Below are 19161 nucleotides of genomic sequence, written 5' to 3'. Positions count from 1 at the left end.
GGCGGGGCTGGCGGGGCTGGCGGGGCGGCGTGAAACGGGGTTCAGCGTCGGGCGGGCGTACCCGTTGCCGCCAGATCGGCTGGGACCTCGCCGGCGGAAGCAACATCGGCGGCCTCGGCGGGCGCGCCGGCAGCGGCGGCGGGGGAAGCGCTCGTGGCTTCGGCGCGGGCGCGGCGGGTACGGCGCAGGGCGCGTACGGCCAACACCAGGGCGGCCAGCCAGCCGACGGCCAGCAGGGCGTACAGGGCGGGTCGGGTCGGACCGTCCAGTTCGGCGGAGCGGATCAGGGTGCGGGCGTTGGTCAGCACGATGACGCCGCCGACTGCCGCGCCGAGCAGTTGGGCGGGCACGATTCGCACCAGCCAGGCGGCCAGCGGGGCGGCAATGAGCCCGCCGATGAGCAGCGCGGCGACGGTGGGGAGCAGGAATCCCTCAGTGCCCAACCCGATCAGGAAGCCGAGGCTGGCCGCGCCGGCCACGACGAACTCGGAGGTGTCGACCGAGCCGATCACCTTGCGGGGCTCCATGCGGCCGGAGACCAGCAGCGCCGGGGTGGCCACCGGGCCCCATCCGCCGCCGCCGGTGGCATCGACGAAGCCGGCGACCAGGCCCAGGGGGCCGAGGAAACGACCGCGTAGCCGCCCGCCGACCCGGTCGGTGCGCAGTGGTCGGGCGAAGCGGATCAGGAGGTACGCGCCGAGGGTGAAGAGAATGCCGGCCATCCACGGCGCGGCGGCCTCGGTGGAGATCGAGCTGAGCACTGTGGCGCCGGCGAATGCGCCGACAGCGCCGGGTAGGGCGATGCGCGTCACCACCCGCCAGTCGACGTTGCCGAACCGCCAGTGCGCGACGCCGGCGGCGAGCGTGGTGCCGATCTCGGCCAGGTGCACCGAGGCCGAGGCGGCGGCCGGGGCAACCCCGGCGACCAGCAGCAGGGTGGACGAGGTCAAACCGTACGCCATGCCGAGCGAACCATCGATCAGTTGCGCGACGAGCCCGACCAGAGCGAGGACCAACAGCTTGCGCACGAGCGCCCCCTGACTTTTCGGCATCTCCTATCGACTTGGTCGACAATGCGGGATGGGGCAGCCGGGGTCAAGCCCCCGATCGGTGGATGGGACGCGACCGGGCGGTGCGCCGGGTCAGCGGCAGATGGCGCGAGGCCGGGAAAGCGAGCCGGCACGCAGACCCCGGCCCGCCGGGTGACGTCAAGCCGGGCGGCGAGCCGGCGCTCAGATCCAGGCGCGTGGGTCGGCGGCCAGCTCGGTGACGCGTGCGGGCAGGGTGCCGGCGGCCACATCGCCGACGCTGACCAGTTCCAGGATCTCCCGCTCGCTTGCCCGCAGCGCGATCCAGACCTCCTGGAGGGCGTGCGCCGGGCCGTGGTAGCCGAGCTGCTCGGGGCGTTGCCCGCGTACGTGGGCGAGGGGCCCGTCGATCACCCGGATGACCTCGGCGAGGGAGATCTCCTCGGCGGGGCGGGCCAGCCAGTAGCCGCCCTCCGGGCCGCGCTGGGCGTGCACGATGCCGCCGCGGCGCAGCTGGAGAAGGATGCTCTCCAGGAACTTCGGCGGGATCTCCTGGGCGCGGGCGATCTGGTCGGCCGTGACCGGCCGGCCGCGCCCGGGGCCGCTGGCCGTCGCGGCAAGCTCGGCGGCCGCGCGGAGGGCATAGTCGACCCGTGCGGAGAGGCGCATGTCGGCAAGGTTAGTCGCTGGTCAACCGGGCGGGCGGGCGACCCTCGGCCGATCGGCCACGCATCGCTGGGCGGGAGCGCCGCTGGCGCTGGTCCGGCTGGCCGGCAGGGTCCGGTGGACGGCCGCCGGTAGGGGCCGGTGAGGTACGTCATGATCCACCGCACGGTGGTGGCCGAAATGGTCTTCTGGAGCGTCCCTATGCTGGGCGGGAGTACGAATGTCTGGCCGTTTACACGGCCGCCAGCACCATATTGATAAACACCCGGGCGCGCTCGGGGGGAAGGCATCACGATGACCGATGTCGCCACACGCACCTGGGATGGCATGACCATCCCGGTCGCCGGCACCTATCTTCTCGATCAGGCGCACAAGCGGATCGGTTTCCTGTCCCGGCACATGATGGTGAGCCCGGTGCGCGGCGAGTTCGCCGAGGCCACGGCGCAGATCTTCGTGGCGGAGGACCCGCTACTCTCCTCGGTGACGGCCACCATCATGTCGGCCAGCATCACCACCGGGAGCGTCGACCGGGACACGCATCTGAAGAGTGCCGACTTCCTCGACGTGGAGCGCTTTCCCACTCTCGAATATCGAAGCACCGGCATCAAATGGCAGGGCAACGAGGACCCCATATTCCAGTGGGCGCGTCTGCGCAACCATCGGCTGGGCGGAAGAGGCCGGAGTCACATTGTTCCGCCGCAGTCCGACGGCATTCCCGGGCGATTCGTTCTCACCGGTGAGTTGACCGTGAAGGGGATCACCCGGGCTGTTGACCTGGAGGTGAATTTCGGTGGCGCTCGTCGTGATCCGTACGGGCAGAACATCTTCGGCTTCAGCGCGACGGCCGAGATGAACCGCGAGGACTACGGGCTGCTCTGGAATGTCGTCCTGGAGAGCGGCGGGGTGCTGGTCGGCAAGACGGTGCAGATCGAGATCGCCGGAGAGGCCATCCACCAGGCCTGACCCACCTCGCCCCCGCCAAATGCCTGGCGGGGACGGGCGACAGCGTCAGGCGGGGATGAGCTACAGGATCAGGCGCCGACGCGGCGCAGCAGACCCTCCTGGACGGCACTGGCGATCTGCCGGCCGTCCGTGGTGAACATCCGGCCGGTGGCCAGCCCTCGCGCACCGGACGCCGACGGGCTCAGGCAGTCGTAGAGGAACCACTCGTCGGCCCGGAACGGCCGGTGGAACCAGAGCGCGTGGTCCAGGCTCGCGCCGACCAACCCGCCCGGCCCCCACACCTCGCCGTGCACGGAGAGCACCGAGTCCAGCAGGGTGAGGTCCGAGGCGTAGGTGAGCGCGCAGGCGTGCAGCAGGGGGTCGTCGGGCAGTTTGCCGTCGATGCGCATCCAGACGCGCTGGTGCGGGTCGGCGGGTCGGTCGCCGGGGCGGACCCAGCCGGGCTCGCCCACGTAGCGCACGTCGATCGGCCGGGGGATCTGGCCCCAGATGCCCAGCCGCTCCGGGTAGCGGGAGAGCCGATCGGTCATCGTCGGCACGTCCTGCGGCGGGGGTACGTCCAGCGGGGCCGGGGCCTGGTGGTCCAGGCCCTCCTCGGCCCGCTGGAACGACGCCGACATGAAGAAGATCGGCTTGCCGTGCTGGAGGGCTACCGAGCGGCGGACCGAGAAGGACCTGCCGTCGCGGATGTTCTCCACCTCGTACGCGATCGGCTCGACCGGGTCGCCGGGGCGGACGAAGTAGCCGTGGAGCGAGTGCACGAAGCGCTCCGGGTCGACGGTGCGACCGGCGGCGACCAGGGCCTGGCCGGCGACCTGGCCTCCGTACACCCGTTGTGGGCCGACCGGGGGGCTCATCCCCCGGAAGGTCATCTCCCCGGTCGGGTCGAGGTCGAGCACTTCCAGCAGCTGGTCTACCGCCGCCTGGCCGACCGCGACCCGACCGTCGCTCACTGCAGCGCCCGCGCCGACGCGGCGTCGACGAGCGAGCCGAGCTGGTGTACGCGCAGCGTGTTGGTCGAGCCAGGGGTGCCGGGCGGGCTACCCGCCACGATCACCACGTAGTCACCGGGGTTGGCCCGGTCGAGGCCGAGCAGCGCCTGGTCGACCTGGCGGAACATGTCGTCGGTGTGCTGCACGAACGGCATCAGGAAGGTCTCCACGCCCCAGGTGAGGGCGAGCTGGTCGCGCACCTCGGGGACCGGCGTGAAGGCCAGCAGCGGCAGGTCGCAGTGCAGGCGGGACAGCCGTCGCACGGTGTCGCCGGTCTGCGAGAAGGCGACGAGCGCCTTGGCGTTGATGGCCCGGGCGATCGACGAGGCGGCGACGGTGAGGGCGCCACCGTGGGTACGGGGGTCGTGCTGCAACCGCGGCACCCCGATCGAACCCGCCTCGGTGGTCGTCACGATCTTGGCCATGGTGCTGACGGTGAGCACCGGGTACTTGCCGACGCTGGTCTCGCCGGAGAGCATGACCGCGTCCGCGCCGTCGAGCACCGCGTTGGCGACGTCGGACGCCTCCGCCCGGGTGGGGCGGGAATTCTCGATCATGGAGTCGAGCATCTGGGTGGCCACGATGACCGGCTTGGCGTTCTCCCGGCACAGCTGCACGGCGCGCTTCTGCACCAGCGGGACCTCGTCCAGCGGCATCTCCACGCCGAGGTCACCGCGGGCGACCATGACGCCGTCGAAGGCCAGCACGATGGCCTCCAGGTGCTCCACCGCCTCCGGCTTCTCGACCTTGGCCAGCACCGGCCGGTACACGCCCTCCTCGGCCATGATGTTGTGGACGAGCTTGATGTCCTCGGCCGAGCGGACGAAGGACAGCGCGACCAGGTCGACGCCGAGACCCAGGGAGAAACGCAGGTCCTCGGCGTCCTTGTCCGACATGGCGGGCACGCTGACCGCCACGTTGGGCAGCGACACGCCCTTGTTGTTGGAGACCGGGCCGCCCTCGGTGACGAGGCAGCGGATGTCGTTGCCGGTGACGTCGGTGACCTCGACGGCGACCCGACCGTCGTCGATCAGCAGCCGGTCACCGGGCTTCACCTCGTGCGGCAGCTTGGTGTAGGTGCAGGAGACCCGCTCCTTGGTGCCGATGATGTCGTCGCCGGTGATCACGACCGAGTCGCCGGTACGCCACTCGTGCGGGCCGTCGGCGAACTTACCGAGCCGGATCTTGGGGCCCTGCAGGTCGGCGAGGACGGCCACCGGCTTACCTGCCGCCTGCGACGCCTCCCGGACCAGTCGGTAGACCGCCTCGTGGTCTTCGTGGCTGCCGTGGCTGAAGTTGAGCCTCGCCACGTTCATGCCGGCCTCGACAAGACCCCGGATGCGCTCCGGGGACGAGGTGGCGGGACCCAGAGTGCAGACGATCTTTACGCGGCGTGTCACGCCCATCAGGCTAGTCTCTCCTTCAGGTCGGACTCGTGGCCGACCCCTTGCAGGCAGCGGAACAGGTGTCCAACGACGCGCGGCGCGCGTCGGGCCGGCGGGCGGAACCGCACCGGGAACGTTGTGGCGACGGGCATCAGCGACCGCGCGCCGGGAATCGTACGCCTCCGCTGGCGTGCGCTGTCGGGGTGCTCCCGGCGGCGACTCACTCCGGGTGCGGGCGGGCGCCGTCGTCATCACGACAGCCATCGATGGATTGGCGACTCAGCTGCCGGCCTTGACCAGCGGGAACTCAAGGGATCCGGCCGGGCAGAGGAAGGTCAGCACCTCCACCCGGTAGAGCCCGGCCTGCACCGCCGGGTCGGCCTCCAGCACGCTGCGGACGTCGTCGACGCTGCCGGTGCGGGCCAGTCCGAAGCCGATCGGCGGATCCGGCTCGCGCGCCGGCCCGTCGACTGAGCCGGCGACCAGGACGATGCCGCGGCGCTGCAACGCCTGCATGTGCTCGCCGTGCTCGGCCTGCAACCGTTGCACGGTCTCGGGGGGCAGGGCCCGCCCGGCCACGCCGGGATAGATCACGATGCACTCGTACGTGTCGAGCGCGAAGTTGACCTGCGGCACTCCCATGGGTGCTCCCTCCGCCGTCGCGCCGGAACGCACCGGCTCCGGCCAGCGTCGCACGGACACCCCGGTCGTACCGGGCGCTTCCCGGCAACTCGGCTCACGCGCCCATGGCGTGTCCGCGCCCACACTCGGCAGACCGGCGGCATGGCGGTGGGGTTCCGGGGGATGATCCATCGGTGGCGGGTGGGCTCTTTTACGCCCGCGCTGTCCACGCCCGCCACGACGAGACGATTGGGGATCGGGCAATGGCGACAAACATCAGTGAACAGCCCGCGAAGGCGTCCGGCACGTACCGGATCGGCGGCGACGTCACAGTCAACCGACTCGGCTACGGGGCCATGCAGATCACCGGCCCGGGGGTCTGGGGTGACCCGAAGGATCCGGCCGAGGCGGTTCGCGTGCTGCGCCGTGCGATCGAGCTGGGCGTGACGTTCATCGACACCGCCGACTCGTACGGGCCGTTCGTGTCGGAGTTGCTGATCCGGGAGGCCCTGCACCCGTACGCCGATGATCTGGTCATCGCGACCAAGGGTGGGTTCACCCGGTCCGGTCCTGGCGACTGGCGTGCGGTGGGTCGCCCGGAGTACCTACGCCAGCAGTGCGAACTGAGCCTGCGCCACCTCGGCCTGGACAGCATCCCGCTGTACCAGCTGCACCGGATCGACCCGAAGGTGCCGCTCGCCGATCAGCTCGGTGAGCTGGCCCTGCTGCGCGAGGAGGGCAAGATCCAGCACATCGGGCTGTCCGAGGTGAGCGTCGCGCAGATCGAGGAGTCCCGGGCGATCACCACGATCGCGTCAGTGCAGAACCTGTACAACCTCGCCAACCGCAGCGCCGAGGACGTGCTGGAGTACTGCGAGCGCAACGACCTCGCGTTCATCCCGTGGTACCCGATCGCGACAGGTGAGCTGGCCCGGCCGGGCGGCCCACTGGACGCCATCTCCAACGCGCACGGCGCGTCGCCCGCGCAGCTCGCGCTGGCCTGGCTGCTGCGCCGCTCGCCGGTGATGTTGCCGATCCCCGGCACGTCCTCGGTGGCGCACCTGGAGGAGAACGTGGGCGCGGCCGACGTGCGGCTCACCGACGACGAGTTCGAGGCGCTCGCCAAGGCGAGCTGACCCACCTCGCGGTCAGGTGCGGCGACCCCTCCGGGACCGCCGCACCGGACCGGGTCAGAGCGCGAGGCAGTTGGGTCGCACCGGGCCGTCGACCAGAGCGCCGCGCACGATGGTGTACGCCGTGCCGTCGAGCACCAGGCCGAGGTGCCCCACCACCCGCAGCGGGCAGTACGCCTGGATCAGCACGTTCGTCGCACCGTCGTTGACGGCGGCGTTCCCGGTCGGCCGGACCAACTCGTCCTGCAGTGTGCGGACGGTGGTGTAGCGCACCGCGCCCGGGGTGTCGTCGCCGGCGTTGAGGTCGGCGAGGAACGCCGAGCCGATGGTCATCTGTTGGCAGGCCACGATGCCGGCGCAGCTGCCCAGGCCCAGGAACGCCACGATGTTGGCGACGTACGTGCCGTACTGCGGTGTGCCCAGGCTGACGTACCGGCCGACGGTGGCGGTGCCGCCGAGCCGCTTGAGGTAGTACCGGCTGACCAGGCCCCCTTCGGAGTGGGCGACGACGTCGACAGTCGCCGCGCCGGTGTTGGCGCGTACCTGCTCGACGTAGGTGGCGAACGCGCGGGCCGAGGTGGGGATGTCACCGAGGCCCAGTCCGGGGAGTTGGTAGATGAAGGTGCGGTAGCCGTCGGCGCGTAGGCGGGCGGCGATCGGCTCGTACGCGAAGGCGACGCCGCTGAGCCCGCCGACCACGATGACGGGGTTGGCCGCCGCGGCGGCGAATGGCGTTGTGGGGGCAACAGCGGCCGGGGCGGCGGTCGCCGTGGTGGCGGACGTGAGCAGCGCGGCGGTGGCGAGGGCCAGGACGAGGGCGGTCTTTCGGAGCAGCATCGCTGCACCTCCGGGGGGAGGCACCCGGCGAACCGGGCAGGTGGGTGGGGGTGTCCGGTCGACCGTGCGACGATCATGCCCTTAACAATTCAGAAACGTCAATGACTTGTTACGCGCCGGTAACCCGTTGTTCCGGCGGGGGCGTAAACGGTCATAGCGCCGCGCTCCATATCGGACACCATCGGTGACTGGCATGCTGTCGTCGTGGCTGTCGACGAACCCACCGAGCGCGAGCTGCGGGTGATGCCGTGGTGGCTGGTCCTGGTCGGCCTACTGGCCGCCGTCGCGCTGGGCTGGCTGGTGCTGGACCTGCTGCTCACCGAGGCCGACCGCGCCAGCCAACCCGACACCCGCGCCACGCTGCGCATCGACGCGATCCGCACCGGACTGACGGTCGTCGCCGGCACCGGCGGAGGGCTCGCGCTGCTGCTCGCCGCCCGCCGCCAGTGGATCGCCGAACGCGCGCAGCGGCACCAGGAGGGCGTCGCCGCACGGGACCAGGTACACCGGGACCGGGTGCAGGCGCACGCCGAGACGGTGGCCGAGGCCGCGCAGCGCCACCAGGACCGGCAGTCCGGAGCCGCCGAGCACGACGCGGCGGAGCGTCGGCTGACCGAGCTCTACACCCGGGCGGTGGAGCTGCTCGGCAACGACAGCGCGGCGGTACGCCTCGGCGGCCTGCACGCTCTGGAGCGCCTCGGTCAGGACAATCCGGGGCAGCGCCCGACCATCGCTGCGGTGCTCTGCGCGTACCTGCGGATGCCGGCGCCCGACGGCGAGCCGCGCGAGACGGAGGTCCGGCGCAGCGCGCAGCGCGTGCTCACCCGGCACCTGCGCGCGGACGGCGCGGCCCACTGGCCGGAGCTGAGGCTCGACCTGGCCGGCGCCACGCTTGTCGACTTCGACGCCGCCGGCTGCACGCTCGTCGACGCGAACTTCACGGGTGCGGTGTTCACCGGCACGACCACCTTCGCGGGCGCGACGACCCAGGGGCGACTCCTGCTCGGCGCGGCCACCTTCGGCGACGTGGTCTTCGACGATCTCACCGCCGAGGCGGAGGTCTTCCTGGACGCCGCCCGCTTCGAGGGTGAGGCCAGCTTCGACCGAGCCGGGTTCGCCGACGGCCTGTCCTGCCGGCGGTCGCGCTTCGCCGGCCCGACGTCATTTCACCGGGCGGTCTTCGACCAGTCGACCAGTTTCGACGCGACCCACTTCAATGACGGGGCCAGGTTCCGGAAAGCCACCTTCCTCAGCGGCCTGTCGATGGAGCGCACCGAGTTCGCCGGGTACGCCGGGTTCCGCGCGGTCCGCTTTGCGGACATGGCGCTCTTCCGATGGACCGTGTTCGCCACCGAGGCGTGCTTCGAGCAGACCCGCTTCGAGGGCGCGGCGAACTTCGGCCGGGCGCGGTTCAAGGGTGCGGGCAGGTTCGACGGTGCCGAGTTCAGCCAGCCGCCGCAGGTCGACCAGGCGCGGGCAGCGGCCGGCGGCGATCACGCGTGGCCCGCCGGCACGACGGTCGAACGGCTCGACGACGAGTGGCTGCTGCTGGTCGACCGCTGACCCGGACGGGGCGTCAGCGCGAAGCGGCCGGCGGTCGCAGGCCGTCCAGGGCGACGCCGAGCACCCGGTCGCGCTGTTCGGGTGACGGGAACTGGGCCATGGTGAGGCCACTGATCAGCCGCACCACGTCGTCGAAGCCGATGTCGTCACGGACCACACCGGCGCCCTGTGCGCGACGCATCAGCGGCTCACCGGCGGAGAAGATCTCCGTGCGGCAGCTGGCGAAGATCTCGGAGTCGTGCAGCAACTGCTCGGCGAGCGCCCGCTTGGTGGCGACGTACGCGACGAAGCGGTGCAGCCAGGCGACGAACGCGTCCCAGGGTGGCAGCTCGGCCAGCCCCTCGGCGGAGTGGCAGAGAGCCCGGACCTCCTCGACGTACACGGCCTCGAACAGGTGCCGGCGGTTCGGGAAGTTGCGGTAGAGCGTGCCGATGCCGACTCCGGCCCGGCGAGCCACGTCCTCCAGGGAGGCGGCAGCGCCGTGCTCGGCGAACGCCTCGCGGGCCGCCGCGATCAGGGCGTCGTAGTTACGCCGCGCGTCGGCCCGCTTGGGCCGCTGGGCGAAGACCTCGGGCGCCTGCCCCGCACCGGTCATGACGTGCGTCACCTCACCCTGGTTGCATCCGGAGGGAACCCTCCGCTAGCTTAGTGGAGGCACCCCTCCGGAATCCCGGAGGCCTGCCTCCGGTTACCTTACCTCGGGACCCGCCCGATCGCCGCCTGGCCACCCCGATCGCCCGGACCCCGACAGACCACCCCGTTCCAGACGACGGGTGCAAGCCTCATTCCCGTACGTACTCAGGGAGTTTTCTCTCGTGGCAGTGACCTCCCGACGCAGCTCGCGTCGGCTCACCTTCACCGTGCTCGCGGCCGGCGCCGGGTTCTTCGCGATGCTCCAGTCGCTGATCACCCCGGTGCTGCCGACCATCCAGCAGGACCTGCACACCTCCCAGAACACAGTGACCTGGGTCCTGACCGCCTACCTGCTCAGCGCGTCGATCTTCACGCCGATCCTCGGACGCGTCGGCGACATGATCGGCAAGGAGCGGATGCTCGTCGTCTCGCTCGCCGCCCTCGCCCTCGGCTGCCTGCTGGCCGCCATCGCGCCGAACATCGGAGTCCTCATCCTCGCCCGGGTCGTCCAGGGCATCGGCGGAGCGGTCTTCCCGCTGTCGTTCGGCATCATCCGCGACGAGTTCCCGGCCGCGCGGGTCTCCACCGCCGTGGCCGCCATCTCGGCGATCGTCGCCGTCGGCGGCGGCCTGGGCATCGTGCTGGCCGGCCCGATCGTCAGCACGCTGGACTACCGCTGGCTGTTCTGGATCCCCATGGTCGTGGTCGGGCTGACCGCCGTGGCCGCGCACCTGTTCGTGCCCGAGTCGCCGGTCCGTACCCCCGGTCGCATCGACTGGCGCGCCACACTGCTGCTCTCCGGCTGGCTCGTCGCGTTGCTGCTGCCGATCAGCCAGGGCGCGGCGTGGGGCTGGACCTCCGCCCGGGTGCTCGGGCTGCTGGCGCTCGCCGTGGTGCTGCTGGTCGGCTGGCTGGTCACCGAGGTGCGCTCGCCCAACCCGCTCATCGACATGCGGATGATGCGCCTGCCCGGCGTCTGGACCACCAACCTGGTCGCCCTGCTCTACGGCGCATCGATGTTCTCCGTGTACGCGTTCCTCCCCCAGTTCCTGCAGACCCCGACTGCCGCCGGATACGGCTTCGGGGCGAGCATCAGTCAGGCCGGTCTGCTCATGCTGCCGATGCTCGTCGCGATGTTCGTCGCCGGCATCGTCGCCGGGCGGCTCCAGGCCGTCTTCAGCGCCAAGGCGCAGCTCACCACCGGTGCCACCCTCAACGTGGCCGCCGCCGCCATGCTCGCCACCGCGCACGACACCCGCTGGGAGGTCGCCATCGCCGGCGGCGTGGTCGGCCTCGGCATCGGCCTGGCCTTCGCGTCGATGGCCAACCTGATCGTCGGCAGCGTGCCGGCCAGCCAGACCGGCGTGGCGACCGGCATGAACGCCAACATCCGCACCATCGGCGGCGCGATCGGCGCGGCCGTGGTCAGCGGCGTGATCACTGCGCACCCGCAGGCCAACGGCCTACCCCGGGAGGCCGGCTTCACGATGGGGTTTCTCGTCCTCACCGCGATCGCCCTGGCCGCCGCGCTCGCGGCCCTCGCCGTCCCGTCCGCCCGGCGGGCGTCGGCCGGTCGCCGGCCGTCCGCCACGACGATCGTCGAGTCGGAGCTAGCCGGCGAGTTCGCCACCATGCCAGCGACCCGCTGAGGGAACGTGTCGAAGCCCGGGCGGTTCGCCGCTCGGGCTTCGGCATATCCAGGAGTACGCTGGCCGCTCCCCCACCCACCGTCCGTCGTCTTTCAGGATGCGCCCATGTCCGAGTTGCTGACCGCCGACCGCATCGAAGAGATCGGCGCCCTGGGCGCCGAGAGCCCCGACCCGGCCGCGCTCGTCGCCGAACTGGTGGGCGCCGTCGACGAGGGGCGGGTCGCGGACCCCGACGACATCGGGTACGCCCTACTGGTCGCCGTGGACATCCTGGAACAGGCCGGCGACCTGGCCGACGCGCTCGCCCTGGCCACCCGCGCCGTCGCCGAGCAGCCGGACGACAACGCGTACCCGCGAGCGGTGCGCGGCGGCCTGCTGCTGCGCCTCGGGCGTACCGACGAGGGCATGGCCGAGCTGACCGCCCTGCGTCCGCTGCTGGAGACCGACCACAGGGCCACGTACCTGATCGACGAGCTGGCCGAATCCGGCCACCCCGAGATGGCGCTGGAATGGCTCACCGGGGCACTCGACGCGATCCTGGAACGCACCCGCAGCCAGCAGCACGAATCCGAGGACGCCCAGGACGAGGCCGCGGCCATGATCTACGGCCTGGCCCAGCAGCGGCACGACCTGCGCGAAGAGCAGGGCCTACAGCACGACGAGTACGACACCCTCGCCGACCGGCTGCGCGCCGCGAGCACCCACGCGCTCGACGCCCTCGACGACGGCCCCGCGACGGTGCTGTTCTGGCCGCAGGCGGAGTTCACCGCGCTGCTGCTGCGCTGGCCCACCCTCGTCGACAGGTACCCCGCCACCTGGGACGAACACCGCGCCCAGATCGAACGCGCCCTCGTCGAGGCATCTGGGCTGGGCGGCGCCGACCTGGGCGTGGTCGTCGGCACGGTCGCCGGGCTGGCGGCCTTCGCCGAACCCACCGGAAGCGACCCCACCAGCGAGGAAACCCTCGACGAGTACGCCGACAGCCTCGACGAGGCCGGCGTGACCGCCTGGCCACCCGGCCGCAACGACACCTGCTGGTGCGCGTCCGGCGCCAAGTACAAGAAGTGCTGCCTCCCGCGCTCGCGCGGCTGATTGTTCCGGGCGCTCTGACCCCGACGTATGGTCGACGCGTCCGTTCGACCGTCCGGGCTCGACGATGGAGGCGATGGCGTGACCACACACGAGCGGAACGAGACGGTCGAGGACAGCCCGGTCGGCTGGGTCGCCAGCCACATCCGGCGCTACGTGCGGACCGACGGCGCCGACGGTGGCACCTTCCACGGCGTACCCTCGCTGCTGCTCACCACCCGCGGACGCCGATCGGGCCAACTGCGCCGCACGGCCCTGATGTACGGACGCGACGGCGACAACCATCTGCTGGTGGCGTCCAACGGCGGCGCGGCCACGCACCCCGCCTGGTACCTGAACCTCACCGCCGACCCGACGGTTGAGATCCAGGTCGGCGCCGAGCGGATCGTCGGCCGGGCCCGGACCGCGACCGGCGAGGAGCGCGCTCGGCTGTGGCCGGTGATGACGAAGGTCTTCCCGACGTACGCGCGCTACGCGAAGGAAACCGAGCGCGAGATCCCGGTCGTCGTCATCGAACGCGAACCCGCCGTCGATTGATATCCCTCAGTGCCGGGGAGGGCTATGGTGACGCCAGGTAAGCACCCACTCCGGCAAGGAGAACCGTCGTGCGCCGCATCACCACCACCATCGCACTACTCGGCCTGTCACTCTCCATCGTGCTGGCGCCGACGCCGGCCAGCGCGGCAAGCAGCGTCGAAGTCACCGCCGCGACCCTTGTCGCGCGCGGCGTCGCCGTCGACCTGACCCTCACCGTGGTCTGTCAGGCCGGCATGTCCGGCACCTCGAACCTCACCCTTCGGCAGCGGTCGGGCGACCGGGTTGCGCACGGAACGGGCTGGGCGCCGCTCCGCTGTTCGGGTGAGACCCAGGTCGTGACGGGGCGGGTGTTCGCGGATGCGGGCGGCTTCGCGTTCAACAAGGGCGTGGCGCTCGCCAGCGGACACTTCGAACTGTGCGAGCAGGAGAATTGCGATTTCCTGGACTTCAACAACACGGTCCGCGTCACCCGCTGAACCGATCGAGGGCGCTAGTCAGGAAAGCGGATGACCGGAAGGTCACCGCCATCGACGTACGCCCTGACCTCGCTGGTCAGCACCGAGGCATCGTGCTCCAGCACAGCCATCACGGCGGCGGCGAGGTCAACCCGACCGGTAACGAGGCGCCAGTACCAGTGGTCAGTTTCCCAGCGCTCGGACCTTGGCGATCGTCTCCTGCACGTGCTGCTTGGCCGGGTCGCCACCCTGGGACGCCTGCGCGAGCGCCTGGCGGTACGAATCGATCATGCCGACCAGCGGACCGGCGGCTACGCCTTCCAACGCACCGGCGACGAGTGCTCGCGCCTCGGCTGCGTCCTGTGCTGCCGCCGCGGTCTTGGCTTTCGCCTCGTCCAGCTTCTGCGACGCCGCCGCCAACCTCGCGATGATCTGTGCAGCGCTCACGCGCACCTCCCCGTGATGGACCATCGCCCCCACCACCGCACCGGCGGAGACCACATGGGAGCGTACGAGATCCGCGCACCCAGCACGACCGGTCGCTCGCTCCCGCGTCACCTCCGGGGGGTCGCCCCACGCGAGCGGACCCCGACTGGATCCGGATGGCGACCTAGATCTTGGACAGTTTCCGTTACGAGCTAACGGAAACTGTCCAAGATCTAGGTTGTTCTATGGGATCAGGGGCCGTTCAGCGTTCGGCGACGAACACACCGACGCCACCGACCCCTTCTACCAAACCCTCGATCTTCAGCGCGTTGATGGCCTGGCGAACAACGATGGCCGAGACGTCATGCTGACGGCACAGCTCGGAGGTCGAGGGCAGCTTGTCGCCCGGCGCGAGTTCGCCGGACCTGATCTGAGCGCGGATGCCGTCGGCGATCAGCGCCCACTTCGCTTTGGCGGGCATTGGTGTCTCCCAGGTCTGCCCTGCCATTCGATCACGAGGAACTTTGTATAGCAAGCAATGTGTGGTCGATGCTTGCGCTTACATGACCTGTTATATACGCTCTCCCCTGGCCGGCTCCCAGGTCTGCAACCCGGAGCTGGTTCGTTCCCACCGCGAAGGAAGCGCCCGGTCGGGGACCTGCTCGCCGGCCTGCACGCTGCGCGGCTCGACGCGCACCGGGCCGCCGCGCTGGCCGCTCGTGTCCGCTGGCGGTTGGGGGCGACCGAGGATCGGCTGCGACGTACCCGGGAAGTGGCAGACGTGGTCGCGGCCCGGCAGCTCGCGGCGGCGATCACCCGGTTGGACCTGGTCGTCGCCCGGCTCGCGGTCGGGGGATGCCGGATCGATCGTTCGGTGGCGGCACTGACCGGAGAGCCGCCGGCCCAGCCCTCGCCGGCCCAGCCCACCAGCGACGACAACGACGCCGACCACCACAGCCGGGCCAGCCACGACAACGAGGCCGACCACGACAGCGACAGGGTCGGCGACGCCGGCAGCGCCGAGGTGATCGCTCGCGGTTCCCGGGCGGCGAGTGCTCTGGTCACCAGGCGGCATCGACTGACCGGGCCACGCACGCACCGGAGGGCACTCACGATGATCAGGGAGCGACGATGGTGACGGACCCGCAGGCGGCGCTGCGCGGCCTGCTGACCGGGCGGCTGCGTGGCCACGAACGGCGGCTGGGCCGGTTCGCCGAGTCGGACTGGCTGCGGTACGCGGACCTGCTCGCCGGTGCGCTGTTGGTGGCGGTACGGCGGCGGTTCGTCGCGGGGCAGGATCGCGCGCCGGTGATCCGCTTCGTGGCGTCCGCTCGGGAACGCTACGACACGACCGGGCACGACGTCGACCCGGTGCTGGCCGAGGCGCTGGTGTGGGCGGCGCTCGGTGAGCGTCCGCCCGTGCCCCACGACGCGGCGGCGATCGTCGCGCGGACGGTGTTGCTGCTCGGCCTGCTCGAAGACGAGGGTCTCACCGACCGCGAACTCGACGAAATCCTCGTGGTCGCCGCAGGCGCTGCCGACGACTCTGCGCACGACGCGGATCGGCAACCGGCAGGCGCACCGGCCGAATCCGACCGGCGGTGAGCGCGACAGAGCGGAAGATCGAGCCAGCCACCCCGAACTGTCAGCGCAGGCCGCGGACCAGCAGCAGGTAGGCGCAGTAGGCCATCGGCACCAGCAGGAAGCAGATCAGGAACCCGAGCGGCAGGTACCGCGGCGGGGTGCCGGCGACCATCGCGGGCCGCCCCCACCGGCCCAGCACCAGGTACCCGCCGAAGAACGCCACCGCCGGCAACCCCGCGCAGATCCACGCGCCGAGGGTGAAGCCGTCGACCAGACCGACCCCGGAGGCGAGCACCAGGATCAGCACGAGCACCCCGGCGGCAGCCCCGCACGCTGCGTAGACGGCGACCGCGCGGGCCAGCGGCGACAACGTCGGCAGCAGCACCGGCCGCTGGGCCAGCAGCTCCGCCTGCTGCCCGTGCCGGTCGGCCTCGTCGGCCATCCGCCGGGCCAGCTCCAGCTCCACCACCGGGTCGGCCGCCGCCACGCGCTGCGCGGGCACCCCGCCGCCCGCCGGGCTCACCGCCGTCGGCAGCGCCAGCCGCGCCTCCCCTACCGGCAACTGGGGGTACGCCCCGACCCCCGCCCGCCCCGGCACGCCGGCTGCGCCGGCGGATCCTCCGTCCCCGGTTCCGGGCGCGGTGGGAGCGCCGGGAGCGAAGGGCGGGCCAAAGCCGGCACCGGAGGACGACCCGGAGCCGGCAGCGGGAGACGTGCCGGTGCCAGGAGCGGACGGCGAGCCAGCGCCGGACGGCGGGCCGGGCCAGGCAGCTGTCTCACCCGGCGTCCCCGCCCTCTGCCCCGCGCCTGGATCAGGGGCAGGGGCAGGGGCGGCGGATGGCTGGTCGATGCCGATGGCTCGGCCGAGCTGGTCGAGGCGCTGCCCCTGGGCGGTCAGCCGCTGCTGGAGGTAGTCGACGGCGGCGTGCAGGTCGCGGCGGCGCGCGGATTCGGCGGCGGCGTGTTGTTCCCCGGCGCGGTGCTGGTCGGAGAGTTGTCGGGCCAGCGCCGCGTACTCCTCGAAGGACACTGTCACCGCTCCCCGTCCGGGTCGTGCCCGTCGCCGACGAACGGGACGATCAGCCGGGTGCGCTGGTCGTGCCGGTCGATCAGCAGCGCCCGGTCGGGGCGGGGCGTGTAGGCCAGGTCGTGCACGCCTAGGTGCAGGGCCAGCTCGGCGCCGGGCACGTTGAGCGCGACCAGGCAGGCGACGTCGTCGCGGTTCTGGGTGCCGCCGAGGTCGTCGGCGAGTCGGCGGAGCCCTCGCCACCAGCCGAGCAGGTGCACCCCCTGCGCGGGCCCTTGGCGCAGGACGGTCCGCAGGTCGTCCAGGCCGGAGCGGAACGTGCCGGGGTCGGTGGCCCCGAGGACGGGCGCGGCGGCGTCCATGCCGAACACCACGAGGTATTCGCGGCCGGCGGGCTCGGCGGCCAGTGCGACGATCCGGTCGCGCAGCCCGGCCGCGTCGAGGCGTTGCACCGGGTGGCCGGCGGCCCGCAGCAGCGTTTCGGTGTCGTCGGCGACCGGGTCGGCGACGGTGACCAGGCAGGCCAGGTGGAACCGCGCGTCGCCGGGAGTGTGCTGGCGGGCCAGGCTGAGCGTCGCGGCGCGCAGCACGTCCGCGCCGGTCGGTGCGGTGCCCACCACGGCGAGGTGCCGGCCGGGGGTGGTGTCCATCAGGAACAGTGCTGTGGTGCCGTGCACGTCGACGGTTCGGCCGACCAGGGCCATCGGGCGTCGACCACCGGGGCGCAGGCCGCCGAAGGTGCTGTCGTCCTCGATCCGCGCCGCTTCGTACCCCTTGAAGACCGCTGGTGCCCGCGAGCCCGGCGGGCGGGCCTGCCACAGGTCGTGGCGCAACGCGGCGAGGTCCGCCGCGGCGGCGTGGGCGTCGGGGAAGCGCAGCACGGTGTCGGCGCCGACAGCGCCGGCCGCGGTGTTGACCACGGCGGAACCGATCGGCAGGGCCGCTGCGGCGTCGTTGAGCTGGTCGAGCACCCCACCACCGCCGGGCAGCGCCACCCGCAACGCGAACTGCCCGAAGATCGCCTCGGCCCGCCCGTAGAGGGCTTCGATGCCTGTCATGCTCTGGCTGGCGAGCACCAGGTGGATGCCGTACGAGCGGCCCTTGCGGGCCAACTCCTCCAGCAGGTCGACGGACTCGCGGGCCAACGCGTCGTTGCCGGCGAGCAGCACGTGGAACTCGTCGATGACCGTCACGATGCGCGGCAGCGAATTGTCAGGGGGCAGGTCGGCGAGCTTGGTGACGCCGTGCCGTTTGAGCGCTGTGGCCCGGCGCTGCGCCTCCCGGCGCAGTTCGCGCAGCACCGCGAGACCGTACTCACGGTCGGACTCGATGCCGACGGCACGGGCGTGCGGCAGCCAGGACGGGTCCCGACCGGTGGGCACGAACTCGGTGAAGCTCACGCCCTCCTTGAAGTCGAGCAGGTAGAGCTGCAACTCGGCCGGCGAGTAGCGGGCGGCCAGCCCGTAGAGGACGTCGAGGAGGAAGACGGTCTTGCCGGCGCCGGTGCGCCCGCCGACCAGCCAGTGCGGGGTGGCGTCGTCGAAGGCGAGCGTCAGCGCGGCACCGCTACCGGCCCGGCCGATCACCGTCCGCAGACCGTTGCCGGCGGACTCGGCCCAACGGCGTTCGGGCAGCAGGTCGGTGAAGGGCAGGGCGTCGGCGCGACGGGTGGCGGCGCCGAGGTGCTCGGCGAGCGCGCGTACCGAGGCGGGCGGCGGGTCGCCATCGAGCAGGACGGGCGCGGCGAGCCCGCTGCCGTCGGGGCTGAACGGGGCGCCGGGCGGGTCACCGACGTGCGCGTACCCCTGGTTGAGCCGCACCGCTGTGGTGCCGCCCAGCGGTGGCGGGGTCTCGCCGGGCAGCCGGGACGGGTGGCCGGCGAGCAGCACGCACACGGCGGCGGCCGGGCCGGCGTGGGTGAGCGCGGCGAGCCGGGCCAGCTCGCGTGGCGGCGGCGCGGCGGTGGCGACCACCACCAGCAGGCGTCGGGCGGCCGGCTGACCGTGCTGTGCGGCGCGGGCGTGCTGCTCGGCGGCGTCCAGCAGCGCGGCCACCTCGGCCTCGCCGGTGGCCGGCGGGTCGAGCACCCCGGCGTCGAGCAGTGGGCGCAGCGGGCCGAAGGTCGCGCCGAGCGCGGCGGTGTCGATGCCGGCGACGCGGACCTGACCGGGTGGCGCGGTGGCGACCAGCCGCAGCACGAGCGCCCGCAACAGCCCGGCGACCTGCGGGTCCCGGGCGTCGGTGTCCAGTGCCAGGTGGTGGCCGCCGCCGAGCGGGACCAGCACCGGAAAGCCGCCGTCCGCTGTGGACGCCTCGCCGATCCGCACCGCGGCCGGCGCGTCGGTCAGCGGCGTGACGCCCGGGGCGGGGGCGGCCAGGGTGCCGCCGAGGCGGGCGAGGCGGGCCACGAGGTCGTTGGCGCCGACCGGCGCGGCGGCGGTCGGCGCCGCACCCAGAACGCTGCGGGCATTGTCCAGATGCGCCCGGGCCGCCCGGTGGGAGTTGACCGCCTGCCCGTACGCCGACGCGAGCCTGCCCACCCTCTGCCCCCAACGCCGACGACCGCCTGGTCC

The 19161-nt window shown here is 72.2% G+C and carries 20 protein-coding genes; 9 read left to right on the top strand and 11 right to left on the bottom strand.

All coding sequences use genetic code 11. The features are described 5' to 3' along the window. Positions 1 to 41: 41 nt before the first annotated feature. Together KBX71_RS21950 and KBX71_RS21945 are read right to left on the bottom strand one after the other, a co-directional pair. Positions 42 to 1028, bottom strand: a complete 987-nt coding sequence (locus KBX71_RS21950; protein WP_210819823.1) for a sulfite exporter TauE/SafE family protein — start codon at positions 1026 to 1028, stop codon at positions 42 to 44. A 204-nt stretch (positions 1029 to 1232) separates the two neighbouring features. Further along, entirely contained in the window at positions 1233 to 1697 is a 465-nt protein-coding gene (locus KBX71_RS21945; protein WP_196925448.1) for an Rrf2 family transcriptional regulator, read from the bottom strand. Positions 1698 to 1988: 291 nt separating this feature from the next. On the opposite strand from KBX71_RS21945, the gene KBX71_RS21940 reads away from it, so the two are divergent. Further along, the gene (locus KBX71_RS21940; protein ID WP_196925447.1) at positions 1989 to 2657 is read left to right on the top strand and encodes a YceI family protein; all 669 of its coding nucleotides are present in this window, start codon (positions 1989 to 1991) and stop codon (positions 2655 to 2657) included. 68 nt (positions 2658 to 2725) lie between these two features. Here KBX71_RS21940 and KBX71_RS21935 read toward each other — a convergent pair whose 3' ends face one another. From KBX71_RS21935 to KBX71_RS21925, 3 genes are all read right to left on the bottom strand, one after another. Then, complete coding sequence (locus KBX71_RS21935; RefSeq protein WP_196925446.1) at positions 2726 to 3610, bottom strand: acyl-CoA thioesterase II; 885 nt, start codon at positions 3608 to 3610, stop codon at positions 2726 to 2728. Further along, the gene (gene pyk / locus KBX71_RS21930; RefSeq protein ID WP_210819822.1) at positions 3607 to 5055 is read right to left on the bottom strand and encodes a pyruvate kinase; all 1449 of its coding nucleotides are present in this window, start codon (positions 5053 to 5055) and stop codon (positions 3607 to 3609) included. The genes KBX71_RS21935 and pyk overlap by 4 nt, the downstream gene beginning before the upstream one ends. Before the next feature lie 258 nt (positions 5056 to 5313). Then, positions 5314 to 5676 carry a YciI family protein gene (locus KBX71_RS21925; protein WP_210819821.1) on the bottom strand — a complete coding sequence of 121 codons (363 nt, stop codon included), beginning with the start codon at positions 5674 to 5676 and terminating at the stop codon, positions 5314 to 5316. 242 nt (positions 5677 to 5918) lie between these two features. On the opposite strand from KBX71_RS21925, the gene KBX71_RS21920 reads away from it, so the two are divergent. After that, positions 5919 to 6791 (top strand): aldo/keto reductase, encoded by an 873-nt coding sequence (locus KBX71_RS21920; RefSeq protein ID WP_196925444.1) that lies wholly within the window; start codon positions 5919 to 5921, stop codon positions 6789 to 6791. Between the two features lie 54 nt (positions 6792 to 6845). Here KBX71_RS21920 and KBX71_RS21915 read toward each other — a convergent pair whose 3' ends face one another. Then, positions 6846 to 7625: a triacylglycerol lipase gene (locus KBX71_RS21915; protein ID WP_210819820.1), complete on the bottom strand. Its 780-nt coding sequence runs from the start codon at positions 7623 to 7625 to the stop codon at positions 6846 to 6848. A gap of 204 nt (positions 7626 to 7829) precedes the next feature. Between KBX71_RS21915 and KBX71_RS34635 the strand changes: the two genes are divergently transcribed. Beyond that, positions 7830 to 9188 carry a pentapeptide repeat-containing protein gene (locus KBX71_RS34635; protein ID WP_210819819.1) on the top strand — a complete coding sequence of 453 codons (1359 nt, stop codon included), beginning with the start codon at positions 7830 to 7832 and terminating at the stop codon, positions 9186 to 9188. A 13-nt stretch (positions 9189 to 9201) separates the two neighbouring features. Here KBX71_RS34635 and KBX71_RS21905 read toward each other — a convergent pair whose 3' ends face one another. Then, the gene (locus tag KBX71_RS21905) at positions 9202 to 9783 is read right to left on the bottom strand and encodes a TetR/AcrR family transcriptional regulator (protein WP_210819818.1); all 582 of its coding nucleotides are present in this window, start codon (positions 9781 to 9783) and stop codon (positions 9202 to 9204) included. 220 nt (positions 9784 to 10003) lie between these two features. Between KBX71_RS21905 and KBX71_RS21900 the strand changes: the two genes are divergently transcribed. The 4 genes from KBX71_RS21900 (at position 10004) to KBX71_RS21885 (ending at position 13572) form a co-directional block, all read left to right on the top strand. Then, positions 10004 to 11470: an MFS transporter gene (locus KBX71_RS21900; protein WP_210819817.1), complete on the top strand. Its 1467-nt coding sequence runs from the start codon at positions 10004 to 10006 to the stop codon at positions 11468 to 11470. Between the two features lie 105 nt (positions 11471 to 11575). Then, entirely contained in the window at positions 11576 to 12562 is a 987-nt protein-coding gene (locus KBX71_RS21895) for an SEC-C domain-containing protein (protein ID WP_210819816.1), read from the top strand. A 78-nt stretch (positions 12563 to 12640) separates the two neighbouring features. After that, positions 12641 to 13096, top strand: coding sequence for a nitroreductase family deazaflavin-dependent oxidoreductase (locus tag KBX71_RS21890; RefSeq protein WP_307847229.1), 456 nt, complete (start codon positions 12641 to 12643; stop codon positions 13094 to 13096). 68 nt (positions 13097 to 13164) lie between these two features. Next, a complete protein-coding gene (locus KBX71_RS21885) occupies positions 13165 to 13572 on the top strand; it encodes a hypothetical protein (protein ID WP_210819814.1) in 408 nt (135 codons plus the stop codon). Between the two features lie 162 nt (positions 13573 to 13734). Here the strand turns inward: KBX71_RS21885 and KBX71_RS21880 are convergent, their stop codons facing one another. Continuing rightward, positions 13735 to 13998: a DUF6244 family protein gene (locus KBX71_RS21880; protein ID WP_030489032.1), complete on the bottom strand. Its 264-nt coding sequence runs from the start codon at positions 13996 to 13998 to the stop codon at positions 13735 to 13737. 241 nt (positions 13999 to 14239) lie between these two features. After that, the gene (locus KBX71_RS21875; protein ID WP_210819813.1) at positions 14240 to 14485 is read right to left on the bottom strand and encodes a winged helix-turn-helix domain-containing protein; all 246 of its coding nucleotides are present in this window, start codon (positions 14483 to 14485) and stop codon (positions 14240 to 14242) included. Positions 14486 to 14749: 264 nt separating this feature from the next. Here KBX71_RS21875 and KBX71_RS21870 point away from each other — a divergent pair, with 264 nt between their 5' ends. Both KBX71_RS21870 and KBX71_RS21865 read left to right on the top strand, forming a co-directional pair. Then, entirely contained in the window at positions 14750 to 15115 is a 366-nt protein-coding gene (locus KBX71_RS21870; protein ID WP_210819812.1) for a hypothetical protein, read from the top strand. Then, positions 15109 to 15582, top strand: coding sequence for a hypothetical protein (locus KBX71_RS21865; protein ID WP_210819811.1), 474 nt, complete (start codon positions 15109 to 15111; stop codon positions 15580 to 15582). Before KBX71_RS21870 ends, KBX71_RS21865 begins: the two co-directional genes overlap by 7 nt. A 40-nt stretch (positions 15583 to 15622) precedes the next feature. Here KBX71_RS21865 and KBX71_RS33890 read toward each other — a convergent pair whose 3' ends face one another. Both KBX71_RS33890 and KBX71_RS21855 read right to left on the bottom strand, forming a co-directional pair. Then, entirely contained in the window at positions 15623 to 16591 is a 969-nt protein-coding gene (locus KBX71_RS33890; RefSeq protein ID WP_247683878.1) for a hypothetical protein, read from the bottom strand. Positions 16592 to 16593: 2 nt separating this feature from the next. Continuing rightward, positions 16594 to 19128, bottom strand: a complete 2535-nt coding sequence (locus KBX71_RS21855; RefSeq protein WP_210819810.1) for an FtsK/SpoIIIE domain-containing protein — start codon at positions 19126 to 19128, stop codon at positions 16594 to 16596. Between the last annotated feature and the right edge of the window lie 33 nt (positions 19129 to 19161).

It is taken from the genome of Micromonospora sp. D93, assembly GCF_018070365.1.
GTDB classification, from domain to species: Bacteria; Actinomycetota; Actinomycetes; order Mycobacteriales; family Micromonosporaceae; genus Micromonospora; species Micromonospora ureilytica.
The sequence above is the reverse complement of the archived record's forward strand: the minus strand, read 5'-3'. Positions and strand labels throughout refer to the sequence as shown.

Excerpts from the sequence above, each read along its gene's own strand:
- KBX71_RS21915 (WP_210819820.1), bottom strand. The coding sequence starts at position 7,625 with ATGCTGCTCCGAAAGACCGCCCTCGTCCTGGCCCTCGCCACCGCCGCG.
- pyk (WP_210819822.1), bottom strand. The coding sequence starts at position 5,055 with ATGGGCGTGACACGCCGCGTAAAGATCGTCTGCACTCTGGGTCCCGCC.
- KBX71_RS21895 (WP_210819816.1), top strand. The coding sequence starts at position 11,576 with ATGTCCGAGTTGCTGACCGCCGACCGCATCGAAGAGATCGGCGCCCTG.
- KBX71_RS21945 (WP_196925448.1), bottom strand. The coding sequence starts at position 1,697 with ATGCGCCTCTCCGCACGGGTCGACTATGCCCTCCGCGCGGCCGCCGAG.
- KBX71_RS21865 (WP_210819811.1), top strand. The coding sequence starts at position 15,109 with ATGGTGACGGACCCGCAGGCGGCGCTGCGCGGCCTGCTGACCGGGCGG.
- KBX71_RS21905 (WP_210819818.1), bottom strand. The coding sequence starts at position 9,783 with ATGACCGGTGCGGGGCAGGCGCCCGAGGTCTTCGCCCAGCGGCCCAAG.
- KBX71_RS21920 (WP_196925444.1), top strand. The coding sequence starts at position 5,919 with ATGGCGACAAACATCAGTGAACAGCCCGCGAAGGCGTCCGGCACGTAC.
- KBX71_RS21925 (WP_210819821.1), bottom strand. The coding sequence starts at position 5,676 with ATGGGAGTGCCGCAGGTCAACTTCGCGCTCGACACGTACGAGTGCATC.
- KBX71_RS21875 (WP_210819813.1), bottom strand. The coding sequence starts at position 14,485 with ATGGCAGGGCAGACCTGGGAGACACCAATGCCCGCCAAAGCGAAGTGG.
- KBX71_RS21940 (WP_196925447.1), top strand. The coding sequence starts at position 1,989 with ATGACCGATGTCGCCACACGCACCTGGGATGGCATGACCATCCCGGTC.